At 44.0% G+C, this 12,070-nt stretch carries 10 protein-coding genes and 2 pseudogenes; 8 read left to right on the forward strand and 4 right to left on the reverse strand.

Going from position 1 to position 12,070, the window contains the following annotated elements; translation table 11 throughout:
- Window positions 1-2 precede the first annotated feature (2 nt).
- The 7 genes from accD (at window position 3) to D0A37_RS27275 (ending at window position 6,209) form a co-directional block, all read left to right on the forward strand.
- Window positions 3-953, forward strand: coding sequence for an acetyl-CoA carboxylase, carboxyltransferase subunit beta (gene accD, locus D0A37_RS27245; protein WP_242725784.1), 951 nt, complete (start codon window positions 3-5; stop codon window positions 951-953).
- A gap of 383 nt (window positions 954-1,336) precedes the next feature.
- The gene (locus D0A37_RS27250) at window positions 1,337-1,528 is read left to right on the forward strand and encodes a hypothetical protein (RefSeq protein ID WP_006633443.1); all 192 of its coding nucleotides are present in this window, start codon (window positions 1,337-1,339) and stop codon (window positions 1,526-1,528) included.
- 145 nt (window positions 1,529-1,673) lie between these two features.
- A complete protein-coding gene (psbV, locus tag D0A37_RS27255) occupies window positions 1,674-2,162 on the forward strand; it encodes a photosystem II cytochrome c-550 (protein WP_242719283.1) in 489 nt (162 codons plus the stop codon).
- 154 nt (window positions 2,163-2,316) lie between these two features.
- A complete protein-coding gene (psbV2, locus tag D0A37_RS27260) occupies window positions 2,317-2,817 on the forward strand; it encodes a photosystem II cytochrome PsbV2 (protein ID WP_242719285.1) in 501 nt (166 codons plus the stop codon).
- Window positions 2,818-2,942: 125 nt separating this feature from the next.
- A complete protein-coding gene (petJ, locus tag D0A37_RS27265) occupies window positions 2,943-3,281 on the forward strand; it encodes a cytochrome c6 PetJ (protein WP_242719287.1) in 339 nt (112 codons plus the stop codon).
- 409 nt (window positions 3,282-3,690) lie between these two features.
- Window positions 3,691-4,692: a CHAD domain-containing protein gene (locus tag D0A37_RS27270; protein WP_242719289.1), complete on the forward strand. Its 1,002-nt coding sequence runs from the start codon at window positions 3,691-3,693 to the stop codon at window positions 4,690-4,692.
- Window positions 4,693-5,126: 434 nt separating this feature from the next.
- Window positions 5,127-6,209 carry a hypothetical protein gene (locus D0A37_RS27275; protein ID WP_242719291.1) on the forward strand — a complete coding sequence of 361 codons (1,083 nt, stop codon included), beginning with the start codon at window positions 5,127-5,129 and terminating at the stop codon, window positions 6,207-6,209.
- Between the two features lie 317 nt (window positions 6,210-6,526).
- On the opposite strand, the gene D0A37_RS27280 is transcribed toward D0A37_RS27275, so the two are convergent.
- The 3 genes from D0A37_RS27280 to D0A37_RS27290 all read right to left on the reverse strand — a co-directional run bounded on the left by D0A37_RS27280 (window position 6,527) and on the right by D0A37_RS27290 (window position 9,729).
- Window positions 6,527-7,024 (reverse strand): 2TM domain-containing protein, encoded by a 498-nt coding sequence (locus tag D0A37_RS27280; protein WP_242719293.1) that lies wholly within the window; start codon window positions 7,022-7,024, stop codon window positions 6,527-6,529.
- A gap of 169 nt (window positions 7,025-7,193) precedes the next feature.
- The gene (crtA, locus tag D0A37_RS27285; RefSeq protein WP_242719295.1) at window positions 7,194-8,030 is read right to left on the reverse strand and encodes a cyanoexosortase A; all 837 of its coding nucleotides are present in this window, start codon (window positions 8,028-8,030) and stop codon (window positions 7,194-7,196) included.
- 1,015 nt (window positions 8,031-9,045) lie between these two features.
- Window positions 9,046-9,729: a PEP-CTERM sorting domain-containing protein gene (locus D0A37_RS27290; RefSeq protein WP_242725787.1), complete on the reverse strand. Its 684-nt coding sequence runs from the start codon at window positions 9,727-9,729 to the stop codon at window positions 9,046-9,048.
- Window positions 9,730-11,244: 1,515 nt separating this feature from the next.
- On the opposite strand from D0A37_RS27290, the pseudogene D0A37_RS27295 reads away from it, so the two are divergent.
- Window positions 11,245-11,478: pseudogene (locus D0A37_RS27295) on the forward strand (DUF255 domain-containing protein); the annotation flags it as partial.
- Between the two features lie 8 nt (window positions 11,479-11,486).
- Here D0A37_RS27295 and D0A37_RS27300 read toward each other — a convergent pair.
- Window positions 11,487-11,831 (reverse strand): annotated as a pseudogene (locus D0A37_RS27300) (2TM domain-containing protein).
- Window positions 11,832-12,070: the final 239 nt, after the last annotated feature.

Consider the following 12,070-nt stretch of genomic DNA (forward strand, 5'->3'; position numbering starts at 1 on the left):
TAATGTCTCTATTTGATTGGTTTGCAAATCGACGAAAATCAGTACCGAACTCCCAAGAACGGCCGGAACGAGAAATTGCGGACGGACTTTGGAATAAATGCGAAGCTTGCGGTGCTCTCAGTTATACCAAAGACCTGCGAGCAAATCAAATGGTTTGCTTGGAATGCGGGCATCATATCAGAGTTTACAGTGACGATCGCATCGAGCAGTTGATCGATCCCAATACCTGGGTACCCATTAACGAAGGACTGCACGCCACAGATCCCCTGAAATTTCGCGATCGCAAAAAATATAGCGATCGACTCCGAGAATTTCAAGAAAAAACAGGCCACCTAGACGCCGTAGAAACAGGCATCGGCAAACTCGAAAATTTGCCAGTCGCCCTCGGAGTCATGGAATTTCAGTTCATCGGCGGCAGCATGGGCTCAGTTGTCGGAGAAAAGCTAACTCGTCTCATCGAACACGCCACGCGGGAACGTTTGTCCGTGATCATTGTCTGCGCTTCCGGTGGTGCAAGAATGCAAGAAGGAATGCTCAGCTTGATGCAAATGGCTAAAATTTCCGGGGCTCTGGAACGCCACCGGGAAGCGAGACTGCTTTACATCCCGATTTTGACCCACCCGACCACGGGCGGCGTCACCGCGAGTTTTGCCATGCTGGGAGACATTATAATTGCAGAGCCAAAAGCTACTGTGGCCTTTACGGGCGGCCGGGTAATCGAGCAAACTCTGCGCGAAAAGCTGCCGGAAAATTATCAAACTTCCGAATACTCCTTCGCCCACGGTTTTGTAGACTTGATTGTACCCCGGACTCAATTAAAGAAAACTCTTGGTCAGCTCATCAGCCTCCACCAGCCCCAGCCTTTCTTGGCCGGCTCGGAATTCCCCGCCCTAGAAGCCAGCGATAACCACGCTTTGCCCACGCAGACTCACGCTTTCAAACTTTCTCCCTAAGCTGCTGCGCCGGAGGATTGTCTGTTGGTGAGTGCTGGGCACAGAGGAAATTGCTGAGGAATTGCGAAAAACCCGGCTTCTACCAACAATATTGAGTTTGGTAACGAGACGTTCACGCAGACACCGGGTTTTGAGCCCCGCCCGCGCAATTCCTATTGGTAATAACGACGCAGCAGTGGGATGATATTGATCGGAAGTTGATTGGCCCTGAAATTTGGCTGGGCAAAAATGCCTAGTCGCAGTTAGCGGTTAGTTAGCTTGCGATAGATCAAACAAAATCTCAGAACAAACTAACAGAACAAGCTAACAGCGCTTTCTAAAATTGTCCGGCTTTCAGTTAATAGCCGTCAACTCAATTTTGACCTGTCAGCGACCTAAAAATTATGGGTTTTGCAGACCTGTCCATCGCAGAAATAGCAGAGGACTTCAACGTCCCTGTTGAAGACGTGATCCGCTTGTGCGATGAGTTGGAAATTGCCTACAAGCACCCTCAAACCCGTTTGGCTTTGGAGGATGTTAAGGCAATTATGTCCACTCTCGAAAAAAGGCGCGACTCAAAACTTCTTGCAGATTAGCTCGCAAAATTCCTCTACCTTTAAAGGTATAGCTGCACAAACTTTCGCCAGTTGTTGCAGAATCAGGGAATTTTGAACACACATCTGTTTGCCAGGTACGATCTCTTAGCGTTCAATAATTTGCCGGATTTTTTTAAGGAGAACCATGCTTAAAAGATATTTCATTGCTCTGACCGCTGTATTCTTGAGCTTTCAGTTATTTGTCAGCAGTGCGATGGCTGTCGAACTGAGTCCTGAACTTCGCACTGTGACTTTGAATGACAAGGGTGCTCCGGTAGTGCTGAGCCTCAAACAAGTTCAGCAAGGCAAACGCCTCTTCAATTCGGCTTGCGCTCAATGTCACGCTGCGGGCATGACAAAAACTGACCCGAACGTGAATTTGAGCCCGGAAACTCTGGCTTTGGCCAGCCCGCCCCGGAATAATATTGAGTCGCTGGTGGACTTTATGAAAAATCCCACCACTTATGACGGGTTTGAGGAAATTTCGGAACTGCATCCGAGCATGAAGAGTGCGGATATTTTCGCTGAGATGAGAAATCTCTCGGATGACGATTTGTACGCGATTGCCGGTCACATTCTGTTGCAGCCAAAAATTGTCTCCAAGCAGTGGGCTGGTGGCAAAGGCGCTCGCTAATCGATTTTAGATTTTAGATTTTAGATTTTGGATTTTGGATTGGGAGAGGGCTGAAGTTCGGCAAGAATTGCTGGCTCGTCGTTTTTCGCTCTAAAATCTGAAATCTAAAATTTACCTCCTGCTCATTGATTATCGCAAAAGGTTGTAGTCCCTCATGCTGCGTCGTGGTGCTTTTGTTTGCTTTCTGTTGGGGATGTTAATTATTTTGCCACTCGTGCTGTTGGCTCCTCAACCTGTTTTGGCTGCTGCCGATTCTTACGTCAATAGGTATTTACAAGCCAGCGAACCTGTGGCTCTGGAGTTGGACTCTGAGGGACATACTCGCTTGTTTTCGGCTCAGGATTTGTCTGCAGGCAAGGTATTGTTCGAGCAAAGTTGCCTTAATTGTCACGTCGGAGGAGCTAATTTGCCCGATCCGACGATATCTCTGTCTTTGGCTGACCTCAAAGGGGCAACGCCTCCCCGCAACAACATCAATAGTCTGGTGGCGTATCTGAGAGAACCGATGACTTATGACGGTACTGAGGAGACTTTTTGGTGCCGCCAAGTGCCGGAAAGCTGGATGCCACAGGCTGAGATTGAAAATTTAGCGGCTTTTGTGATCCGGGCTGCTCAGAAAGCTCCGGGCTGGGGCGTGGAGAATTTTAAGAGTTGAACGGCCACTGCCAAAAAGTGGTAAATTACTCGGAAGAAGGCGATACGAATGCGCGATCGCGCCTGTTTTAACAGGTAAAATATCTAAAGAATCACCCTTTGCGTGTCCATTAGAGGAGAACTGCGTTGAAAAGACTCTTATCGATCGCCCTGTTAGCGATCGCAATTTTTACCGTCGGCTTTGGCCGCCCTGCTTTGGCAGGAGATGCCGCTAACGGAGCTAAAATCTTTAGCTCGAACTGTGCTGCTTGTCACATCGGTGGCGGCAACGTGGTTATGGCCATGAAAACCTTGAAAAAGGAAGCTCTTGAGAAGTACAGTATGAATTCTCTGGAAGCTATTAGCACTCAGGTAGCTAAGGGCAAAAATGCTATGCCTGCTTTCGGCGCCAAGTTGAAGCCCCAACAAATTGAGGATGTAGCAACCTACGTGCTCTCCCAATCTGAGAAAGACTGGAAAGGCTAAACTGCCTCTTTGAAGTCGGGCAACCTGGGCGGGTTTGATTTAATTTAAAACTTGTCCTCCCGATCGCACCCTCTCTCACCCTTTGGCGAATAAATATCGGTTTGCAGCGATCTTAACCTATTGGGGAAAGCGCGCCAGAAATCCGATTTTTATCAGCTCAAGGGTGAGGGAGGGTAATTTTATTTTAGATTTTAGATTTTAGATTTTAGATTCAAGATTGAAGATTTTAGATTGAAGATTTTAGATTGCTAAATGCTGACTTTGCATAAACTGTCAAGCACCTTATATTAAGATTTATGTATGGAAGCGAGTCATAAATTGGGGTTGTGTGCTAGGATGTAAACCCTTTACTACCAAAGCCTTGAAATCCAAATTAAAGTCGATCGGGGATCGGGAATCTACACCTGTTATGAACGTAAAAACATCAGCCAAAGTTAAAACTCTCGGAGACGCTGCATCTGGGGCGATTGAGAAATATTTCCGCAAAAGTGTAGCGCACGAGGCTGAAGTTATCAAAGACAAAGACGCGGAAGAACTTCATCAAATGCGCGTGGGATTGAGACGTTTGCGATCGGCTGTGACTGGTTTTGCTCCGGTTTTAAACTTGCCAAAAGAGGCTTCTGAAAGCAAAATTGGTAAGGTGGGGCGGATTCTGGGAACGCTCAGAGATTTGGATGTGATGCTCGAAAGTCTCCAAAACCGCTATTACCCGCATTTGCCGGCTGAGGAACAGGAAGTTTTGGATGAGGCTTTGGTGAATTTGCTCAAACAGCGCCACCGGGCTTTGAAAGGGGTGAGGGCGATTTTAGAGCACAAAAGCTACGAATCGCTGAAGGAGTCGATCGAGGATTGGCTGGAAAAACCGAAGTTTCAGGCGATCGAACATTTGCCAATTACTGAGGTTTTGCCAGATTTACTCTTACCTCAAGTTAGTGAGTTTTTCCTGCATCCGGCTTGGCTGTTGGGCACGGAATATGAGGATGGCCAAGTTAAAGTTGCTGATGATTTGAATGCTGAGGCTGTCGAAGAGAAGTTAGCAGCCGAGGGAACTATTCTGCACGATTTGCGGAAGCAAGCTAAGCGAGTTCGTTATTTGATGAATCTGTTTGGGGATTTTTACAGCGAGAGTTACGAAGTTTATGTCGAAGATGTGAAAGCTATTCAGGAATGTTTGGGCGATATTCAAGACAGTGAAGTTTTAGGGGAGTTTCTAACAGATTTTGTCGATCGCGATCTGAAAAAAGAGTTGCCGAAATTGGCTGGTTTGTTGGCCGAAAATCGCTACGCAGCTTGGCAAAAATGGCAGATTTTGCAGCGCAGGTATTTGAGTTCCGAAATTCGGCAAGGTTTGCGATCGGTATTAATTCATCCTGTAGTTGCAGATGCTGCTAACGTCGAAGCGTCGCATTAATTTTAGTGAGTTTGCAGTTGCGCCCAAGCGCAACTGCAAGCAACCGATAAGTAGCTCGTTCTAATTAGGGCTTACTGAAAAAGTCTACAGAGCGAATAAGCTCGCGCCACACAGCTTGAAAAATAATAGGTTCATCGCTTATTTCTCCAATTTACCCAGCAACTTCCCAAGAAAGTGCCAGGGTTTTGAACCTCACTTATGGTATAATCTGCCATTCTTCGCTCAAAAAAAGATTAAAACCCTTCTCAGACCTGCCTTCTGCTTTTATTCGGCAAGCCATAATGAAACGTAAGACGCTCTAGAGGAGCGTATCGCTACCCCCTGCTCTTAAAATTTGGATTGCCTATGTTAAAATTCTTTGGTGACAGGGAGAGTCCCCCCCCTGTCAAGATTTCCGTTTAAAGTAAAAAAAATTTTTAGTCATAGAAAAAACAATGAACGGCGAACTTAACAAACCTCTGGAAATATGGATCAATGAAGATTTACTACTTCCTGGTGTACGCTCAGCCCCACTGCTAATGCACCTCAGTCCGCCGGACACTCATCCACAGTTACAGTTTTGGAATTGGCTCAGGGATAAATTGCCGGAGCTAGTCAAGATTCACCGATTTACAAACTTGGCAGATGCAGGCAAAATTGTGGTAACTCCACATTTTATTTCAAGTTATTATGGCCTTAAGAAGGAAGCTCAATTACATAAATTTCGGCGCCAAGTATTAGGTTCAAAACGGACTCTCGTCACCTTTGCAAACTGTTTGGAGTGTCAGCCTTATCCAGGAGAAATATTGTTTGCCTCGGCAACTTACCGTGATAAAAAAGAAAACTCAATACCCGCGCCCCCATGGATTTATGACCTGGGAGAGAAGGTAAATATACCAAAACCATCAATTCCTACTGTCGGTTTTGTGGGAAATGTTGAATATCCATCCCGACTAAATTCGCTGATATTACGTTATATTAAATTTTCTGATTCTATGGTTAACTGGATGGCATGCAACCTTTTTGTTAATCGTAATTTGAATTTGGGTCTGCGAAGGTTGATTGCACGATTAGTCAGAAAAAAAATAATTAATGAAGTGCGAAAAGCGAAAAATCTACAAACATCTTTGATAGAAAGAAAGGGAGATTTTTTTAGTCTTCCATTGGAAGAAAGAAAGCGCCAAAGAGCCGAGTATATCGAAAATATCGAGAAGAATGCTTATATCTTGGCGATGAGGGGAGACGATAATGGCTGTTACCATCTCGGGGAGGTGATGTCAGCAGGGAGAATTCCGGTTTTCATTGATACCAATAAATCGTTACCGGAGTTGAGAGGGATGAAATGGGAAGATTTTTGCGTTATCGTTCCTTTTTCGGAAGTGCATCGGATTGGAGATTATATCCAAGCTTTTCACGATAAACTTTCGGATGAAGATTTTGCTGAGGTTTGCCGCAAATCTCGCGCTGCTTTTGATCAGCTACTCCCTCACAATTTTGTTGTCAGGATTTTGGAAATAATTGCCAAAAGTACCAACTAATGAGGTAGAAAAATGGCTAGAGAATGGCGGCTAAGAATATAGGAGTTAATTTAAATGTCGGAGAAAAATACAGTAGTTATTAATCATTTGTCGGATTTCTCTCCGATCTAATATCGTTTCCCGTTGCATCGCCATAATAAAATCGAGTCAACAGTTAACACTCAACCATTCAGTTTTTCGACCCGCCCGTCAACAGTCAACAGTCAACAATAATTCCGGTGCAACCGGAATTGATATAAGTGTTAGAGTTTCCGAGTTATTTGTATTAGCGGTAGTTGATGAGAAGAAAAAGCGCTCGCTTTTTTCTTAATAGAAAATCACGACTGCAACCACTTCATCAACTTATTCGTCGCAGTACCAATAGACTCTCCCACTTGTTTCTTCAACCGCCAGCGCCCAAAGGCTTTTTCGTACTCTTCCCCTTCAGTTTGATAAACATTCCAAGCATTCAGCGACAATCCCAAGCCCCAGGTTAGTAAAATGAAAAGCGACCAAGAAAGCTCGTGCGCTCCTGCTAAATTAAACAAAACTAAGAAACTATTGATAATGCCGTACTTTGTTACATTTTTCTGCAATTTAGCGCGACGGTAAGAGTTAAAAACCTGTTTTTCTTGAAATTCTCCTCTAGTGGCTAACCATTGCTGTTCCGCCGCCACAATATCCTGTTCGGAAATGCCCAATTCCGCTGCTATCTCGAAAAGCTGCACTCTGGATAATTCCCCTTCATCCTGTCGCCGCGCGATCGCAAGCTGTAAAATACCCTGAGCATCCTCTGAACCGTAAATGTGATTTATTTGACTTTCATTTGTCGCCATAACAAGTTTCCTATAATTCCTGACATCCTTTCTATGATAGATATAGGCGCACTTAAACAGCAGGTAGTGACATTGGCGGATTTCAACACCCGGACATTGGAGTGAGCGAGACTCCTCACTATGGTAGTGGAAATCGAAGCACGGATATATTACCTCAAATTGCAACTAATTAATTTCCCGACATTTGACTAAGTTTGCTATCTCGTTTCAACATAAATTGATAAAATATCCCAAACAAAATCACCGCAATCATTCCCACGACTAAAGAACCTTCACCCTCATGCCAATATTTAAACAAATCTAGGCGATTAGATGCAACTAACAAGGCCATTCCCGCCACTCGAAAAACATTAATAATAAAACCAAAAATGACAGCAACACCTATTACCAACGCCTTATTTTGTTTAGTAGGAAACATCACCAAACAAACTACAGCTAAACCTAATAAGTAATTCATTGCCTCTATACCAGAACAACCCCCATTTACCAACACCCTTCCTGTCGGTAAAGCCACATAATTACCGTCACGTGTTACATCAAAACCGACATACCACAAAGAATAATAAGCAAATTTAGCAGTAAGCGAGGTAATAAAATCCACTAAAGGTAACGTAATGACACTGGGGATGCCATGAAAAAATAGTATTACCAATTCACGCCAATATAGTTTTAAGTTGTGAAAACCTACCGCAAGTAAGCTCAAACCTAAACCAGACAAAAAAGGTGCAACTCTTAAAAAAGGATCGAATTTACTTGAAACCCCAGCACTTTGAAATAAGATAAAAGCTATTAATAGCGTCCCGGCTACTTTCGACAATAGGTCACTTTTTATCTCACTCTGTTTGAGAATATCCTGGTTGTCCCAAAGCAGGGAACCCACAGCGAACCAAAAAACTATACTCATCCAAAAATGAGCAATATCGTCCAGTTTCCACAGGAGTGTCATATTCAGAGTTACTAAAGCTGTGGCGATAATGAGGAGCCAAAAAAGTTTTCTCTTGAACATTGTAGATAATAGTTATTAGTTGATTGATGAGAGCCATACTTCGGACAGTTTTTGATTGCCAACCGTAGAATAAGGGTTTACCGTCGATTCGGCAATCGAAGTACCAACGAAAAATCCAGGGTTTCCGACTACGAACTAAAAACAGTCCAGACTATTGTTAGATCATATCATAAAAATAGTAGGAGATGTGGAAAACTCATTAGCTTGAACCCCTCTTACGGAAAGGACTCGGAGGATTTTAAGGGTCGTAAATCTTTGAGATGAGGTTAGTAGACACTCGGGAATTTGATGGGTGGTGAAACTCAGAGGCAACCCATAGCTCAGCATTAGGACACCTAGTAAAAAGACTGCTACTCGAAATGATTGCTTGGGTGTCTAGCACTTGCTTACTCAGCCGCTGTAAGCAAAGACTAAAAAGAAAGTGAATAAACAATAATTAAAATAAGTAGCCTCAATGAGGCTGGCATTTCTTGAGAGTAGACGCAATTGGCACCGCGCACGGTGTGACACTGAGGTTTTAGTAAATACGGCTGAGCGAGTTAGAGTGCCAGCAATGATCAATGGTGATTATCTCCTTTTAAAAAATTTCAGTGTCTTTAATCGGAAATTATTAAGAAACAGCCTTACGATAGTTCTTAAATGCGCTGTCTAGGGGCGACTTGACGTTCAATACCACTACCCTGGGGTGCTGTAATTACGCCACCCATCTCGCGAGGATTGGCCCTTGAACTGTGCCGCATCAATTCGGCTCAGTCCGTTGCGGAGATTGCTCGCCCTCTAAGATGTTTCAATGCCTAGTTGATAGACTTGATTCCCTGGACTCAATTATAGATCTTAATAACAGCCGTAGCGCTGCAAATGTGTTTGAAATCGGCTTCCAAGTCAGGGGTTTTCACGGTGACGCGCTATTAGATAATAAGAAACCTGGTTTCTTGGTGAAACCAGGTTTTTAGCTCGAACATAAAATAATCAGTTTGGCATCAAGCCAGGACCGAAAACCAGTTCAAACGATCGCCTATTCAGCTTTTTGAGCCCGAGCGCGTTGCTTTTTGAACATAGTACCAAACCCAACAGCGGCTCCAGCAGCAAGCATTGTTAAAGGTTCAGGAGTAGCTTCAGTGTTGGCAGCACTAATGGTGCTGACGAAACTATCGCTATACTCAGCTTTACGACCAATACCCTGGACGTGCAACCCTAATCTTAAAGTACCAGCATTCAACGCGGAAACTACATTATTATAATTTCCCGTAAAACTCAACCCCAAAATCTCACCACCGTGAACACCGCTAGACGCAGCACCTGTTTTCGTAGCTGAAAAATCAGTAGACCAAGCACTAAGGTTCCCACTTTGTGCCATATTAGCAGTTCCACTATCTTCAAAATTAACTAGACCAGTATTACCAACATCAACGCCAAAGGCGCTCAATAAATTGCTATTAGAACCTGTGTCAAAGTAAACTGCACCAATAAACATGTCGGCTAGGGATGTATTATTTGCAATGTTGAAGATAACGTTATTTGAGCCACCATCTTTGACATCAAAGCTAAACTGGTCAGCATAAGTATCTCCATACGTATTATCCCCACCACCTATATTACCAAAGCTGAAGGCAGAGGCAGGTGCTGCGGATACTGCACTAAGAGCGGCGACACCGGCAACAGCTAAAATAGATTTGACTAAGTTTAATTGGAATTTCATGGTTGACACCGTTATTTTTAAGTTGACTGGAAGCAGGTTTTTTCCCTTCACATATTCAATGTAAACGGAAGCACAGGTTAATGCAAGTGGTTTTGATAAAGATTCGATGAAGATTCAGATTACGCTTATTAGATTTAGCCAAAATGCCTAAATTCATGACTTCTAGCTAGCGATTTGCTATGGCTTACATCAAAAAATAGGGGTGCTGCCATCCGGATTTTAGTCCTGACTTTTCTATCTTTCAAAAAGCTATAACTCAGATTCCTAAACTGGGGTGCGACACAGCAGAATTACTGATAAAACTATTTTAAAGCTCTAAATTATGCCTTTAAAATTTTTGTTATCCGTTAATGTACGTAGAAAAGTTTAAGTGAGAGCTTGATTGCTGGGTAAAAACAAGTAAAAACCGATGGTGACAGTTGAAGCTGCGGAATGTGGGCTATAGCTCAGGACAAAATCTGGGCTCATATTCGGTGCGTCGATTCTCGCTTTCGGATTCAGCAACCAGCGCCATTTACACTTATATGTTGCACCATTACCCAGAATCGGCTCTGGGGCCCGTTCCACAAAGAATGAGTTTGCTTGTGGGGAGTAGGGGTTGGGCAGGAGATCCCGCCCAAAACAGCCTTATTGATTATGGTGCAACATTTCCGTTTAGAGAGGAATGGTTTGGGTGGTCGTTATTATCTGTGACGCCGGAAATTTGACCGACTAAAGGGACGACTCGACCTTCTGGGACATAGTTTTCGGAACGCCTCTACCGTCAGGGCTGTTTCATTCTCAGGAAAACCAGCCTTTTGCACGGGTCGTGCCAAGAATGCCGACCCATCCCATCCAGAATTTGTTAGGCATTTGGTGGGATTGGGTCAGCCACGGGGGGCTGCCCCTACAAGAGAATGAAACAGCCCTGCGTCTACCGTAGAAGCAGGGCTGGGGGTTATCTAAAAATGTTGGGACTAATAATTCTATTTCTGGGTCTGCTTTCGCTAAAAATTGGTTAATATTATTTTTCCGAAAAAGCTCGATTCCAAGATTTAACGGGTGATAAGCAAGTAGAAAGAGTTTACGCAGTAAGGGTTTGAGTAGCTTGTTATCAAAAAAATCTGTGCGTGCGACGATCGCTACTTTTGAGGCTTTCTACAGGGCCGAATGAGGAGCGTTGGCGATCGCTACCATCAAAATTGTCAATAGACTTGTGATAATTGCTACTCTCTTGAGGGAGGTTCAAGATCCTAAACCCTCTACATATCAAGGTTTCAGTGGCGTTGTCACCCCGTCAATTGCCAGATTCAGTTTGGCACTGTTTGAGGACAGCAGGAGGAACCGCCGCAGTCAGCAAAAATTTTCCCAGCCGTTGATTGAAGGTTCTCCGAGATGTATCGACTCATTTGACATCTAAATTATCAGTGATCGTATGAAAACAGGATGCTCAGCAACAACTCAGCTAAAACATCTCGCCCTAAACTGCTAGAGAACTGACAAGCTTACCCTGCAAAAGTTCAAGGGGATTTGATTATGGTCAACCGTCTTGCTCAATCCCAAACCCTTTATCTGCGAAAACAGGCCGAAAATCCGATCGACTGGTGGGCCTGGTGCGACGAAGCCTGAGAAAGAGCCTGGAGGGAAAATAAACCGATTTTTCTGTCAATTCGCTACTCTAGCTGCCACTGGTGTAGGGTGATGGAAGTTGAAGCATTTTGCGATCGCGCGATCGTCCAATACATGAATTCGCACTTTATACCGATAAAAAGCGCTTTTCACTGTCCCACCTGTTTCTTCAACCGCCCCCGCCCAAACGCTTGTTCGTAATCTTCCCCTTCAGTTTGATAAACGTTCCAAGCATCCAGAGACAATCCCAAGCCCCAGTTTAGTAAAAGGAAAAGCTACCAATCAAGCTCGTGCGACCCTGCTAGATTAAACAAAACTAGAAAACTATTGATAATGCCGTACTTTGTCACATTTTTCTGCAATTTGCGACGACGGTAAGAGTTAAAAACCTGTTTTTCTTGAAATTCTCCTCTAGTTGCTAACCTTTGTTGTTCCGCCGCCACAATATCCTGTTCGGAAATGCCCAATTCCGCTGCAATCTCCAAAAGCTGCACTCTGGATAATGCCCCTTCATCCTGTCGCCACGCGATCGCAAGCTGTAAAATACCTTGAGCATCCTCTCAACCGTAAACTTGACTTATGTGAGTTTCATGAGTTGCCATAACGAGTTTCCGATAATTTCCGAAATTATTTCTCTCATATATATAACCGAAGTTAAACCGCAGGTAGGAATAGGTGGCGGATTTCAACACCCTTTTAAGAACAGGCCAGATGCCTGTTCCACAATAAGTAG

The sequence above is a fragment of the Microcoleus vaginatus HSN003 genome, assembly GCF_022701255.1.
Taxonomy (GTDB): Bacteria; Cyanobacteriota; Cyanobacteriia; order Cyanobacteriales; family Microcoleaceae; genus Microcoleus; species Microcoleus vaginatus_B.